The organism is Enterococcus sp. 3G1_DIV0629 (assembly GCF_002141285.1).
GTDB classification, from domain to species: Bacteria; Bacillota; Bacilli; order Lactobacillales; family Enterococcaceae; genus Enterococcus_B; species Enterococcus_B lactis.
Map to the genome: position 1 here is coordinate 2,501 of NZ_NGLI01000002.1, position 14,369 is coordinate 16,869.

General features: G+C 38.0%; 11 protein-coding genes and 2 rRNA genes (1 of these 13 cut by a window edge). 5 read left to right on the plus strand and 8 right to left on the minus strand.

The features are described 5' to 3' along the window. The 5 genes from A5816_RS08745 to A5816_RS08775 form a co-directional block, all read right to left on the minus strand. A 23S ribosomal RNA gene (locus A5816_RS08745) occupies positions 1-446 on the minus strand (it extends 2,469 nt beyond the left edge of the window). A 229-nt stretch (positions 447-675) separates the two neighbouring features. Beyond that, positions 676-2,236 (minus strand): 16S ribosomal RNA (locus A5816_RS08750). The 16S and 23S rRNA genes sit together here, the layout of an rRNA operon. A gap of 675 nt (positions 2,237-2,911) precedes the next feature. Further along, entirely contained in the window at positions 2,912-3,268 is a 357-nt protein-coding gene (locus tag A5816_RS08760) for a Spx/MgsR family RNA polymerase-binding regulatory protein (protein WP_002310798.1), read from the minus strand. A 13-nt stretch (positions 3,269-3,281) separates the two neighbouring features. Then, complete coding sequence (locus A5816_RS08765; protein WP_002286258.1) at positions 3,282-3,692, minus strand: Spx/MgsR family RNA polymerase-binding regulatory protein; 411 nt, start codon at positions 3,690-3,692, stop codon at positions 3,282-3,284. A gap of 348 nt (positions 3,693-4,040) precedes the next feature. Then, positions 4,041-6,227, minus strand: coding sequence for an ATP-dependent helicase (locus A5816_RS08775; protein WP_086311181.1), 2,187 nt, complete (start codon positions 6,225-6,227; stop codon positions 4,041-4,043). 219 nt (positions 6,228-6,446) lie between these two features. Between A5816_RS08775 and A5816_RS08780 the strand changes: the two genes are divergently transcribed. Next, positions 6,447-7,130: a YoaK family protein gene (locus A5816_RS08780; protein ID WP_025478399.1), complete on the plus strand. Its 684-nt coding sequence runs from the start codon at positions 6,447-6,449 to the stop codon at positions 7,128-7,130. 79 nt (positions 7,131-7,209) lie between these two features. Here A5816_RS08780 and A5816_RS08790 read toward each other — a convergent pair whose 3' ends face one another. Beyond that, complete coding sequence (locus A5816_RS08790; RefSeq protein WP_002321450.1) at positions 7,210-7,929, minus strand: deoxynucleoside kinase; 720 nt, start codon at positions 7,927-7,929, stop codon at positions 7,210-7,212. A gap of 184 nt (positions 7,930-8,113) precedes the next feature. Beyond that, positions 8,114-8,320, minus strand: coding sequence for a hypothetical protein (locus A5816_RS08795; protein ID WP_002293266.1), 207 nt, complete (start codon positions 8,318-8,320; stop codon positions 8,114-8,116). A gap of 244 nt (positions 8,321-8,564) precedes the next feature. Here A5816_RS08795 and A5816_RS08800 point away from each other — a divergent pair, with 244 nt between their 5' ends. From A5816_RS08800 to A5816_RS08810, 3 genes are all read left to right on the plus strand, one after another. Beyond that, positions 8,565-9,167, plus strand: a complete 603-nt coding sequence (locus A5816_RS08800; RefSeq protein WP_086311182.1) for an accessory gene regulator B family protein — start codon at positions 8,565-8,567, stop codon at positions 9,165-9,167. Positions 9,168-9,307: 140 nt separating this feature from the next. Next, positions 9,308-10,588, plus strand: coding sequence for an ATP-binding protein (locus A5816_RS08805; RefSeq protein ID WP_002373258.1), 1,281 nt, complete (start codon positions 9,308-9,310; stop codon positions 10,586-10,588). A 12-nt stretch (positions 10,589-10,600) separates the two neighbouring features. After that, on the plus strand, positions 10,601-11,329 hold the full coding sequence (locus A5816_RS08810; protein WP_086311183.1) for a LytTR family DNA-binding domain-containing protein: 729 nt from the start codon (positions 10,601-10,603) through the stop codon (positions 11,327-11,329). Between the two features lie 67 nt (positions 11,330-11,396). Here the strand turns inward: A5816_RS08810 and A5816_RS08815 are convergent, their stop codons facing one another. Further along, positions 11,397-12,920 carry a zinc ABC transporter substrate-binding protein AdcA gene (locus tag A5816_RS08815; protein ID WP_086311184.1) on the minus strand — a complete coding sequence of 508 codons (1,524 nt, stop codon included), beginning with the start codon at positions 12,918-12,920 and terminating at the stop codon, positions 11,397-11,399. A 249-nt stretch (positions 12,921-13,169) separates the two neighbouring features. Between A5816_RS08815 and A5816_RS08820 the strand changes: the two genes are divergently transcribed. After that, the gene (locus A5816_RS08820) at positions 13,170-14,351 is read left to right on the plus strand and encodes an AI-2E family transporter (protein ID WP_002293256.1); all 1,182 of its coding nucleotides are present in this window, start codon (positions 13,170-13,172) and stop codon (positions 14,349-14,351) included. Positions 14,352-14,369 lie beyond the last annotated feature (18 nt).

Here is a 14,369-nt window from a genome sequence, read left to right on the forward strand (position 1 = left end):
CCGGATTCCGACGGAATTTCTCGTGTTCCGCCGTACTCAGGATCCTCCTAGGTGTCTTCCACATTTCGTCTACGGGGTTTTTACCCTCTTTGACTGACTTTTCCAAGTCATTCGACTATCTGAAAGAACTACCATATCGGAGTCCTACAACCCCAACAAGCAAGCTTGTTGGTTTGGGCTTTTCCCGTTTCGCTCGCCGCTACTCAGGGAATCGAATTTTCTTTCTCTTCCTGCAGGTACTTAGATGTTTCAGTTCTCTGCGTCTACCTCGAATGTGCTATGTATTCACACAATCGTAACATCCTATTAAAGATGCTGGGTTCCCCCATTCGGAAATCTCTGGATCATAGCTTACGTACAGCTCCCCAAAGCATATCGGTGTTAGTCCCGTCCTTCATCGGCTCCTAGTGCCAAGGCATCCACCGTGCGCCCTTATTCACTTAACCTTATCAACCTTGCGGTTGGGTTTTGATCCTTCTTCTAGCGATAGAAGTCAGATCAAGAAAATAAGCAATTGAACTTATTAAAAAACTCATTCAACGCGGTGTTCTCGGTTTGTATTACTTACATTTACTTCAAATATCCAGTTTTCAATGAACAAAAGTGTTTGAGAGTAAACCTCTCAAAACTGAACAAAGTAAAAACAAATTGTGTAGTCTCCGTAATATTCCTTAGAAAGGAGGTGATCCAGCCGCACCTTCCGATACGGCTACCTTGTTACGACTTCACCCCAATCATCTATCCCACCTTAGGCGGCTGGCTCCAAAAAGGTTACCTCACCGACTTCGGGTGTTACAAACTCTCGTGGTGTGACGGGCGGTGTGTACAAGGCCCGGGAACGTATTCACCGCGGCGTGCTGATCCGCGATTACTAGCGATTCCGGCTTCATGCAGGCGAGTTGCAGCCTGCAATCCGAACTGAGAGAAGCTTTAAGAGATTAGCTTAGCCTCGCGACTTCGCAACTCGTTGTACTTCCCATTGTAGCACGTGTGTAGCCCAGGTCATAAGGGGCATGATGATTTGACGTCATCCCCACCTTCCTCCGGTTTGTCACCGGCAGTCTTGCTAGAGTGCCCAACTAAATGATGGCAACTAACAATAAGGGTTGCGCTCGTTGCGGGACTTAACCCAACATCTCACGACACGAGCTGACGACAACCATGCACCACCTGTCACTTTGCCCCCGAAGGGGAAGCTCTATCTCTAGAGTGGTCAAAGGATGTCAAGACCTGGTAAGGTTCTTCGCGTTGCTTCGAATTAAACCACATGCTCCACCGCTTGTGCGGGCCCCCGTCAATTCCTTTGAGTTTCAACCTTGCGGTCGTACTCCCCAGGCGGAGTGCTTAATGCGTTAGCTGCAGCACTGAAGGGCGGAAACCCTCCAACACTTAGCACTCATCGTTTACGGCGTGGACTACCAGGGGATCCAAACACGTTTGCTCCCCACGCTTTCGAGCCTCAGCGTCAGTTACAGACCAGAGAGCCGCCTTCGCCACTGGTGTTCCTCCATATATCTACGCATTTCACCGCTACACATGGAATTCCACTCTCCTCTTCTGCACTCAAGTCTCCCAGTTTCCAATGACCCTCCCCGGTTGAGCCGGGGGCTTTCACATCAGACTTAAGAAACCGCCTGCGCTCGCTTTACGCCCAATAAATCCGGACAACGCTTGCCACCTACGTATTACCGCGGCTGCTGGCACGTAGTTAGCCGTGGCTTTCTGGTTAGATACCGTCAAGGGATGAACAGTTACTCTCATCCTTGTTCTTCTCTAACAACAGAGTTTTACGATCCGAAAACCTTCTTCACTCACGCGGCGTTGCTCGGTCAGACTTTCGTCCATTGCCGAAGATTCCCTACTGCTGCCTCCCGTAGGAGTTTGGGCCGTGTCTCAGTCCCAATGTGGCCGATCACCCTCTCAGGTCGGCTATGCATCGTGGCCTTGGTGAGCCGTTACCTCACCAACTAGCTAATGCACCGCGGGTCCATCCATCAGCGACACCCGAAAGCGCCTTTCAAATCAAAACCATGCGGTTTCGATTGTTATACGGTATTAGCACCTGTTTCCAAGTGTTATCCCCTTCTGATGGGCAGGTTACCCACGTGTTACTCACCCGTTCGCCACTCTTCTTTTTCCGGTGGAGCAAGCTCCGGTGGAAAAAGAAGCGTACGACTTGCATGTATTAGGCACGCCGCCAGCGTTCGTCCTGAGCCAGGATCAAACTCTCATAAAAAGTTCGAACAATCTTGCGATTGTTAAGCTCAATTTGTTTGCTAGCATATTGCTTGCTTGTTAAAAATGTTTGTTGTCTTGAATTGAATCAAGACGCCCTACACATTTGGTTTGTCTTACTTTGTTCAGTTTTCAAAGGTCTACTTCATCGGAAGTGTTTCTCCGATTTGTTTTGGCTGCCGTAGCAACTTTTATATCATACCAGAGCGACAAGCGATTGTCAACTCTTTTTTTAAAAGTTTTTTTCGATTTCGTTTTTTGAAATCTTTCGGCAACTCATTTATCATAACTTATCGTTTGTTATTTGTCAAGAACTTTTTTGAAGTTTTTTTCTATAGAATCAAGCTTCGCAAGCTGTTCTTTTTTAACGACTCAGTTATCTTATCATGTCATCATCAACATGTCAATAACTATTTTTTAAGTTTTTTTAAATGCTGCTTTATTTGCGTATTACTTAAAACAACAAAAATGAATATATCATGTAAATTTACACATGTCAATATATTTCTCAGCCTATTTTCCCTCGTACATTTGAATTTTGACCACATAAATCGAGCATATCTTTTATAGTAGAAAAATAAAGACAAAAAAAAGAACACATAACACACTTAATGTTAAGTGTTCGACTGTTCCAACTGTACGAAGCGCTCAGAAATTTGATTAAAATAGGTAAAGACTATTTATTTAGGATAAGCTGCTCCATCAACTGCTCATTGTATCCAATAAATAGAACTTCATCGATAATGATCAACGGACGTCTGAGGAGTTTTGTATGTTGTGTACATAAAGAAATCAGTTGTTTTTTACCTACACAGGAAAGGTCTATCGCAATGTTGTGAAAAGCCTCAGACCAAGTCGCAAATAGCTGTTCTGCTTGCACTTCTTCAAAACTGCATAATTCTTCTGCTTCTTCTGTACTTAGATCGCGTTCTTCTAAGTCAACAAATTGATAAGGCAATTGATGGTATTCTAACCATTGTTTCGCCTTCAGACTGGTTACACAGTGCGCCGATCCATAGACTTTCACTTCCACGAAGACTCCCTCCCTATGAATTTAAGATGTTATTGTTTTGTAAATAGATTAGGTTTCTAGCAACACACCGAATTTCACGAGGGACAAATGAACGGATTTCATCTTCATTGAATCCGATTAGTATTCTTTTTTCATCAATCAAAATAGGTCGTCTCAATAATGAAGGATATTCTTTGAATAGGACGATCATTTGCTTTAAAGTTAATTCGTTAAAATCTATTCCCAACTTCTCGTAAATTTTCGACCGAGTGGAAATAATATCTTGAACTCCTCCTTCAGTCGCTGCTAAGATCTTTTTGATCTCACTTTCTGTTAACGGTTCGGCAAAAATATTCTTCTCTTCAAATTCAAGTTGATTCGCTTGCAACCATGCTCTTGCTTTTCTACAGGAAGTACAGCTAGGCGAAGTATATACTTTTATCATTTTCTCACTCCTTTTTAATTATAATCCAATTCTACAGCAATTTCTTTTAAAATACCAATTATTAGCTAATAAAAAATAAAAAAAGTCGAAAAAAATCGATTATCTACGTTTAAATAATGAGAATTATTCTATGTATTCCCTATTTTAATAATCGTATTCTCATTTTTCAAAAATAAATAAGGGAGGTGTGACAAAAATCTTGTCACACCTCCCTTTTCCGAATAAACAGTGTTCCAGAAGTAGCTTCTTCGAAAATAAGCCGAAATTTTACAAAAATTTGAGAAGCAATTTCCGTAAATTCCTTCTTATTTCTTGAAGCTGACCACTTCTGTCACAACCTCTTTTCCATCACTTTCCTTTTTTCATACGACTACCGGTTTCTTTGACAAATCTTGATACTTTCAATTTTCTTGTATTTTTCATTTGAGGTACACATAGATACAGACGATTTCTTGCTCTAGTCATCGCAACATAAAATAGTCTTCGTTCTTCTTCTATCGTCGTCACTGGTTCTGCTTTTATTTCATTAGAGTCGATGACTTTCTTTTCTGTTGCTCCGTTATAAGGCAAACTTCCCTCGTTACAGCCAATTAAAAAGACATTTCTGTAACTAAGACCTTTACTTTTATGAATGCTCTGGATACATAGCGCATCAAGTTTTCCTTGTCTGTAAGCAATCAAGCGGGTTTTTAATTCTTTAGCTGTTGCTTGGGTTTCTTGCGATAAGGCTTGGATACTTCTAAAAGTAGCATGTTGCTTTACTTCTTCTCGTATCCATTCTTGATCACTCTGATCGATTTCCTTAGCTATACGTGGCAGATGAAGATAGCTTTGTACAAGCGAATAGATGTCTTGATGCTGGTCTGTTTTACGCAACGCTTCCTCAAACTGGCGGATTTCTGCAGATTTGGATTTTAAATTGGGTCTTACCGACAAAATATAATCCGTAATGGCTGTATTTTGGTATTTAGGAGAAAAGTATTGATCGCATTCACTTTTTTTCAGATAGCAGTCTACCATCAGCTGCCGCAGCAATTGCTGATAGGTTTGATTTTTCTTTTGCGGATTCTGCGCTGTTTGCCAATGAACGATTTTTTGATAGAACTGTTGGAAAGACTTGATGCCAAAGATACCTTCATATGGACTATCTGCTTCCAGTACAAAAGGAATATTCGTTTTCAGCAGAGATTGGACAAGTTGCTGTGTTTGCGAAGCCGATCGGTATAATATAATCGATTCCTTATATTTCCCATTTTTTTGAATAAATGACTGAATTTGACTTATCAGCCACTGGCTTTCTGCTTTTGTATCTGAGAACAAATAAGCCTCCATAATGCCCGCTTCTTTTTGTGCTGGAATCATCGCCTTTGGTATCCGATCATTTTTGTTATAGCTGATCAATCTATTCGCTCCTTGGACAATAGCTGCCCGAGAGCGGTAATTAGTTAATAAGAAAAGAGTTTTAGTAGGATATTCTTTTTCAAAGTTCTTGATATATGCTGGCTCTGATCCTCTGAATCCATAGATACTTTGGTCATCATCTCCAACAACGATTAACTTGATTCCGTTTTCCTTTGTCATCCGCTTCACGATTTCCCATTGAAGTGGATTAGTATCTTGAAATTCATCAATAAATAGATAATTATATTTCTGTCCAATATAGCGCTGAATCTCGTCATTCTCCAAAGCGCTTTTCAAATTTTGGAGTACATCATTGAACTCTAACAATTGCTGCCTTCTTTTTTGTTCTTGGAGTTCTGTGAGCAATCCATACAGTCGTTCTGATATCGGTTGTCTTGCATTTTTATCAATGGAATCATATTTTTCTTTAACTAACTGAATCATTTCTTCTATTGATAGGTTCATATTCTGCCAATAGTCTAAGCGAGAAGCAATCGTTTTTTCTCCATATTGATCAAATAGATAAAGATTATATTTACGTATCAGCTGTTGCAAAACAGCATTTACTTTTTGCGCAGTATCTTTTGAAAAGTCTCCTTGTATCCCTTGCATTGCCACATCAGGGAATTTTCGACAAATCTCATTGTATATCCTGAAAAAGATACTGTGGAATGTTCCGATATGGACAGCAGTTTTCCTTTGGCTGAAATTATCTACTCGTTTTTTTAGTTCATTTGCAGCATTCCGTGTAAAAGTAATCATCAGTATGCGTTCTTCGTCTACTTGTTTTTGTGTCATCAGGTACACAGCTTTTGCACAGATTGTTTGCGTCTTGCCGCTCCCAGCTCCCGCTATGATTCGAAGATGTTTCTGCATATCGTATGTGATAGCTGCTTTTTGTTCTTGATTGAAGCGATTATAAGAACGTTTCTCCATCATTTTAAAGAAAGAGTTGTTTTCTTTGCTTTCTTTTTCCTGCATTTCTTCCTCAATAAGTCCAGGGGCTTCTCCATAAGCCGCTTCATAGGTAGCAATAATTTCTTCTTGTAGCCGAAAGACTTGTTGAAGCTTTTTATATTTGTTCTCCCAACGATTCAGTTCTTTTTGTAATCGGAGAATTTCTTTTTCATCCAACTGATTGATTTCCTTCCCATCTTTCTTCTTTGAAGTTGTTTATTCCAATTTGATTATTTAAAATCTCGTTGTCTATTTTTTCTTTATACTAACAGACCTTTCTAAAAATGAAAATGGGGAGCGAGATGATTTTAGTTTTCTGAAAATTTTTCCTTTTTTTCAATCGTTTATGCTAAGATAAGGAAGACAAAATTATATTCATAAAAGGTGATGAAAAAAATGCAGACTTCCTTTCACGAGGGGCGTACAATAGGTCTTTTGCTGACATTTATCGGAGGAGCAATGGACAGTTATACTTATATCCAGTATGGTGCTTTTGCCTCTGCTCAAACTGGCAATATCATCCTATCGATCATCCAAGCTTTTGACGGAGAGTGGCTAAGCGTTGGCAAAAAAGTATTGTCTACCCTTTTCTTTTTCTTAGGGATTCTTCTAACAAAGTATTTGATTGATTATTTTAGAAAAAAAGAAAAACATTTCTGGCGCTTATTTGTTCTATATTATGAAGCAGTGATTTTTTTCTTTGTCAGTTTGACACCTGTCCATGAGCATCCCGCATTAGTAACGATTTTAATTGCTTTTACGGCCTCGATCCAGTGGGTGGCTTTTGATAAAATCAACGGGCGTGCCTACACCAATTTATTCACAACAGGAAATTTAAAAGGGGTAGCAACAAATTTATATGATTATTGTATTACTAAAGAAAAAGCAGATTTTGATCGATTTTTCCACTATTTAACTGTCGTTCTTGCCTTTATCGCAGGGGCTATTGTCCTTGTATTCTGTCATCATTTGTTTGGCGCTCATTCGATTTTGGTCGTTTCTATTTTATTCTTGATCATGGCCCTCACTCAGACATTTCAGTTATGGCAGTTTTATCATACGAACCGTTTCACCTTTTAATTCCCCTGAATCAAAAAAACTAAGCAGGATGCTGTTCACAAAGAAATTTTGTGAGTGAGCAATTTGCTTAGTTTTTTTATTATTTAGTTGTAAAGATACCCTTTGCTTTCGGGTTATTTGTAGTGTAGCGGATTGACTGGGCATCTGCCTCTTCTGTCATTTTCTTTGCCCGCATCTTGATTTCTTGTACGATTTGTTCTCCACATGCTGGATCGGCTACGAAATCGTATTTGTCCCCATCGATTACTATTTTGGGACATATATCAAACTGTTCATACCATTCTTCATAACGTCGATTGAGTTCTTTATAGTAGGAATAGAGTTCAGGATCTTGCTCTAGCTGTTCATATTCCCGACCTCGTTTTTTGATTCTTGCTAACATAGTTTCAAAGGATACACGAATATAAACCAGCAGATCCGGTTTCTTTTGCGGCGAAATTTCTTCTAATTCCTTCAGCATCGTCTCTAAAAGCCCTTCATACTGCTTTACTTCTACTTCAGAAACACGCCCTAAATCGGCATTCAGATGAAACAACATACTATCTTCGTAGATGGAGCGGTCTAGTACATTGTCATCATGGCTGAAAGCATCTTTAATCGCCAAAAAACGTTTGTTCAAAAAAAATATCTGCAATAAAAAAGTATACTTTTCCGGATTAGAATAAAACAGTGGCAATACTTCATTATCCTCCACGTTCTCATAAAAAGGTTTTGTTTCTAAATCTTGGGCAAGCATTTCAGTCAGTGTGCTTTTCCCTGCACCGATCGTTCCTGCAACAATAATCACAATTATCGGCATCCTTCCTGTAATAAAATCTGTTCTTCATTTTACTACTTCATTGATAGAAATAAAAGCCTTGACTTTATCTGCTCCTTAAAGGCTGCTTCGTCAATAGTAGCTAGAAGTCACGCCTATTCATGAAAATAAAAGAGTAGAATGTATGAACTTCTACTCTTTTATGCTCTCAACATTTTATCTGTTTTTATTCTTCTATTGTACTTGATTTGCGTACGACTAACTGCCAGTGCAGATTATGAGCGGTATCATTGTCTTCTGCTGCGCAATTCATGACACGTATCATCACGCTATTTTCATAGATTTTTTCTATTTTTCCTTTTATTGGTGATTCAAATAAATCAGATTTAAATGCATATGTTTCGCCGACTTCAAACAATTGTTCATTTTCCATAAGAATCCCTCCATCACCTTTTCTAAGGTCAGTAAATTTTTAACATAAAATACTCGAAAAAACACAAACTTGTCATAAAAAGCACTTTTCGTATCAAAACTGTCACCTTTTTTGGAAAGGATTTAAAAAATGAAGATTTTTTTAAGGAAATCATGACGGTTTTGATGCCAAAACCACTTTTTATGAAACAAAACACGTTTTTTATTTTTTTTAGCATAGAATTTGTGGTGGAGGTACGTATGAGATGAAAGATAAAGTTGTGAACAAATTATTAGAAACCTTATTCAACGGAGACAAATCGGAAGAAGATATGGTGTATGTCCAAGTAAAATTTGCCTTAGAAGTTTTATTGAACAACCTTGGAAAACTAGCGGTCGTTCTAGTCTTTTCTCTGGTGACGGGCTCATGGGCGGAAACAGGAATCACCTTTCTTTCCTATATCTGTATCCGCAGATATGCTTATGGATTGCATTCCGACTCTGAATTCGTTTGTCTGCTGTGGACACTGCTTTATTTATGGGGCGTTCCCTTGGTGATGAAACATCTGCAATTGACTATCTCCTTCCCAATGATGGTCTTTTTGTTAATCAGCTGCTTTTTGTTACTGCTTCGCTATGGATCAAGAGGTACAGCAATCAATCCCATTGAACCCGAGAAACGTCCACCATTATTAAAGAAGGCGATCAGCATGTTTCTAATTTTTTCTCTCATCACTTTATTTTTCTCAGCTTCTTACTTTTCTACCTATTTGCTACTTGGGATTGTTTTAGAAATAGCTACGTTGCTTCCTATTACAAACTACTTGATGAATTTTGGAGGAATCTTTCATGAAAAAAACAATCATTAAACAATTAACTAACTTATCTGACTTTTTTGTATCTGGCTGCTGCTTTGGTATGAGTTCTGAATTCAAAATCCCTGAAAAATTAAAAAAATAATACGCTAATTGTGCTATAATTTGGTAAAAATCAATGGGAGCTGTACTTTATGTTTTTATGGTCCATAGCGTTGCAATATTTGATTTACACAATTTGTATCTTATTGATTGACCATCATATCCGATACAACTATCTGTTTGCAGGAGTTACTCTGATTTCTTGCGTTTTGATTGGATGGGTCTACTCAGTTTTAGGGATTTTTACTGCTCTAATTGCTATAGGAATGCTGATGCTTACTTTTTTCTTCTTTTCGACTTCGCGTCAACAATTAGTTTACGCGCTTCCTTTTGGATTATTGACGTCGCTTTTAGGAGATCATTTAACAAGCATCGGCGATTTTTTTGTTTTGAAATCTGCGGTTGTTGAACCAGGAGATTCCTTGCAGTATTTTCACATCGCCTTATCCGCTCTTTTATCTGCTTTATTAGCTTTTTGTTTTAAAAAATCGTTAGAGACTTGGTTTCACACAGTGGACCGCCGTATGATCGGTACGATTGGGACGTTGATATTATTTACATACTATATCATTATTTTTTATACCCGTTTTTCTGGTGAAACACCTGATGTCTTAGCTTTGAATACTAGTTTTTTCATTCTTTATCTGTGTGTCGGCTTGATCATCTTGGTTTATTATTGGAAAATCTCTAATAAGAAATTAGCTGATCAGTTGTTAGAGCAACAAGTCAGAATGCAACAGGATTATATCAAAGATCTGGAAAAAAACTATCAAGACTTGAGAGAATTCAAACATGATTACCAAAATCTGCTCTTTTCTCTTCACAGCTATATTGCAGAAGGCGACTTGGAAGGATTACGATCGTACTACGATCAAACGATATTGCCTACACGCCAGATGATGAACCTTTTCCCGGCCAATCTAAGTATGTTGGATAATATGAAAGTTCCTGAAATACGCAGTTTACTGTCATTAAAACTCATGATGGCACAGGAAAAAGGATTGATCGTCCAGCTTCATTTTCCTAAACCAATCGAGTTGGATACGAAACATACGGTAAACCTTGTACGTATGCTTGGTATTATCTTGGACAATGCGATTGAAGGAGCTAGTGCTGCAAAGAAGAAAAAGATCGAATTGACAATCATCAAGAAAAATCATTCCGTGATGATTCGCGTAATCAATACAACAACAAATACATTACCGTTAAACCAGTTGAAACAAAAAGGTTTCTCAACAAAAACAAATCCAAAAAACGAAGGACTTGGGTTGTTTATCTTGGATGAATTGACAAAGACAAACCCTTATCTTTTCCTTGAAACATCAATTGAAAACCAACGTTTTTCTCAAACGATTTATATACAAATAAAATAAAGGAGTAATGATATGATTCCCATTTATATTTGTGAAGACGATCCAAAACAATTGGAAGTTTTATCAACGGTGATCAAAAACAGGATCATGATTGAAAACTTAGACAGTTATGTTCATATTTCTACCTCTGATCCGGAAGAACTTCTCAATGCGGCCAAGATCAGAACTTCTTCTTTTGGTATTTACTTTTTAGATATTGAACTAGAAGACAGTGAAATGGATGGCGTAGCGATTGGTAAATGGATCCGTGAATTAGATCCTTTAGGAAAAATAATCTATGTGACTTCTCATACGGAAATGTCGATGACAATCTTAAAAAGCAACATTGAGCCGACTGACTATATTGTGAAAGAAGACCTTTATGATTTAAAAGAAAATGTCGAGCAGATCCTGAGCAAAATTTTTGAAGATTTTCAAATGTCCCAGATCCAAAAAGATATCTTCAAAATAGAGTTCAATGATGAAATTAAATTTTTACCGATTAAAGAAATCCAATATTTTTCTACTTCGTTAGGCGCACCACATAAATTGGAAGTTCATTTGACTCATGCTCAATTGCAATTCTACGAGAAGATCAAAGAAATCGAGAAAATGCATCGGAATTTTATTCGTTGTCATAAATCTTATGTTATCAATACACAAAACGTGCGGTCGATTAATAAAAAAACCAGAGAAGTCACGTTGGCAAACGGTGAGACTATCCCTGTCTCTATCCGTGGATTAAAAAAGTTAATTTCATAAAAAGAACCGAATAGTTTGGACCGACTAAATAATCAGCCGATCCAAACCCTTCGGTTCTTTTTGTCTCTCAGTGCAAAAGCATTTCCTGTGCAATTTCACGGCCATTCATTGTGTCTGGATAAAATGTTGGCCAATTTTCCATTTCTTTTAGCAATGCTTCTTGACTTTCATTTCCTACATATAAATGAAAATGTTCGGAGTCAGACGGTGCAATCGTGTGATCACTGAATTGAATATATCTAAACGCGCCACTTTCCTTATCTTCTGCTTCGAATAGATACCTTACACCACGGTTTCCTGCCTCGTAGGTTAAGATTTCTTTCCCTACATAACGATAATTTGAACGTTTCGTTGTTCCATCCTTAAACGTAAATGCCATCTCTTTCTCACCGATCTTGATTGAAGCAATATCTGTTTGATAGCCCTTCGTATAGTATTCTTTATATTCTTGTGCTGTCTTATCCTGATTCAATTTTTCTTTATATTCAAAAACAGGATCAAATGTCCCATCTTCTACATACGTATCTACTGTCTGCCAAGTTCCTGACCAATCTGAAAGAGAGCGATCTTGTACATCCTCGTCTTCGAAATAACCGTTATAGACGCTCTTTTCTTTTTTGGGGGTCAAAGTATCTTCTAACGGGTTTTCTGTCTCTGTCGTTTTTTTCAATGCTTCGAGGTTTGCTTCCATGATAGAAAGATAGTTTTCTCCATTTTCTATTTGTTCATTCGTCAACCCCTCCAAAGGATTCAATACTTCTAAAGATACACCTGCTTCGTTTGCTAACGTTCTGGCAATACTATCTTTGGCGTTTTCTTCAAAATAAATATAGTTGATTCCATGTTCTTTAACAAAGTGTTTCAGTTCAGCGATTCTCGCCGCAGACGGTTCTTCACTAGAAGAAAGACCAGCAATAGATACTTGATTCAATCCATATTCTAATGCCAGATAGTTGAATGCAGCATGTTGCGTGACAAAAGATCTTTGTTTTGCTTGCTTAAATGTTTCTTGATAAAGCTGATGGAGTGCTTGAAGTTTCTCGGTATAGGCTGCTGCATTTTTTGTCCATACTTCCTGTTTTTCTGGGTAGGCTTCAATCAGCTGATCACGTATGCTTGCTACCTGCTTGATTGCTAAACTTGGTGCTAGCCATACATGCGGGTCTAACTCATGTGTATGACCTTCTTCCCCGTGTTCATGGTCATGATCATGTACTTCTTCACTTCCCGGAAGTAAAAGCATACCTTCTGTCGCCTTTATCGTATGGACGTTGCCTTCTTGTAATGTTTTTTGGATTGCGGGGACCCATGTTTCCATGTTTTCATCATTATAAACAAAGATATCTGTATCTTGGATCTTTGCCATGTCTTTAGCAGAAGGTTCATAATCGTGGGAATCAGTCCCTGCTGGAATCAATAATTCTACTTCTCCTTCATCCCCGACGATTGCTTTTGTAAAATCATACATAGGATAAAAGGTCGTCATCACGCTCAGTTTTTCTTTACTGTCCCCTGCTTCTCCATTTGCCCCGCAACCAGCTAACATACCTGTTAAAACCAGTGTAGCCAATATACCTATCAGTCGTTTCATTTATAACACTCCTTCTCATCTTCTTTCATTTGAATGTTCCGATTCGCCTCTAACAAATCGTAATAGTTACGCTTTAGCAACAGAATTTAATTTATCATAGGGCTAAAAGAGCTGTCAAGCGTTTTCTTATTTTAATTGAGGAGAAAATTCGTATGGATGGTTCCCGATATTTTTTCAATCAACCTCTATCATTTTCCTTTTATCCCCTCTTTTGTCTATAATAAAGTTATAGACAAAGGAGGAAAATGAGTGAAAAAAGAAACAGATACAACGAATCGTTTGATCCGCTTTTTGGGAGGCAAAACCTCCTACTATGTTTTAGGTATGGTGATCCTGCTGGCACTGATCATTTATTTTTTCCATCAGATTTCATTTATATTCAAGCCTGTTGGGATTATTATCGCTACTATCTTGCCCCCATTATTGTTTGCGCTGATCTTATATTATCTTTTGGAACCAGTCATCAAACGTTTAAGCAAGCACCTTTCGAGGAACCTGTCAGTCATTATTGTTTATGTGATTATTTTATTTTTATTGGGGCTTGGAAGCGTATGGCTTGTTCCTTTTCTTGAAGAACAGACAAAAACATTGATTAGCAGTTTGCCAGATTTATTTCAAGATTTCCAAGAGAGTCTCCGTCAATTTTTGGAAAAAACACCTTTTGCCGATTCATTTAATCAATTTTTTACTTCTATTGATGACGTGACGTCTGATATAGCTGGCTTTATTGGAAATTATTGGGAAAGTGGCGCACAACGGATCAGCAATATTTTTTCAACTGTTACAGCTATTTTCATTACTTTATTTACTGGGCCCATTGTCACTTTTTTCCTTTTGAGAAATCCTCAAAAATTTTATCAGTCAGTTTTAGCGATTGTCCCACCAGCATTTCGTACAGACTTTAAAAATTTGACAAAGATTGCTAATCAACAATTGGGTTCATTTTTAAAGGGGCAGATCATTGCTTCATTTATCCTTGGAGCAGTCTACTGGGTTTGTTTCTTACTGATCGGATTAGAATTTGCCAGTGTTTTAGCTATTTCTGCTGGGTTATTATGTATTATTCCATATATTGGACCGTTTATCGCTTTTTTCCCGGGTTTGATCATTGCATTCCAAGACTCTACTTTTATGGCTGTCAAATTTGTCATTGTCTGGTTTGCCGTACAACTTCTCCATGGTGACTTGGTGATTCCTCGAGTAATGGGTGATCGTTTGCAGATCCATCCGATTACGATCTTGATCGTTTTGCTTGTCATGGGTGATCTAATGGGAATTGTGGGCGTTATTTTCGGTATTCCTATCTATACGTTAGTCAAATTACTCGTTACTTTTATTTTCCGTAAATTCAAACAACGCTACAATAAATTTTATGGCGACAAAGGAGAGTATGAACACTCTTCATTTTCTGAAGAAGATTATTTTAAATAAAACACAAAACGTCGATCT

Bases quoted from the DNA above. Each gene is read 5' to 3' on its own strand.
- A5816_RS08765 (WP_002286258.1), bottom strand. From the start codon at position 3,692: ATGATAAAAGTATATACTTCGCCTAGCTGTACTTCCTGTAGAAAAGCA.
- A5816_RS08780 (WP_025478399.1), top strand. From the start codon at position 6,447: ATGCAGACTTCCTTTCACGAGGGGCGTACAATAGGTCTTTTGCTGACA.
- A5816_RS08790 (WP_002321450.1), bottom strand. From the start codon at position 7,929: ATGCCGATAATTGTGATTATTGTTGCAGGAACGATCGGTGCAGGGAAA.
- A5816_RS08795 (WP_002293266.1), bottom strand. From the start codon at position 8,320: ATGGAAAATGAACAATTGTTTGAAGTCGGCGAAACATATGCATTTAAA.
- A5816_RS08800 (WP_086311182.1), top strand. From the start codon at position 8,565: ATGAAAGATAAAGTTGTGAACAAATTATTAGAAACCTTATTCAACGGA.
- A5816_RS08805 (WP_002373258.1), top strand. From the start codon at position 9,308: ATGTTTTTATGGTCCATAGCGTTGCAATATTTGATTTACACAATTTGT.
- A5816_RS08810 (WP_086311183.1), top strand. From the start codon at position 10,601: ATGATTCCCATTTATATTTGTGAAGACGATCCAAAACAATTGGAAGTT.
- A5816_RS08815 (WP_086311184.1), bottom strand. From the start codon at position 12,920: ATGAAACGACTGATAGGTATATTGGCTACACTGGTTTTAACAGGTATG.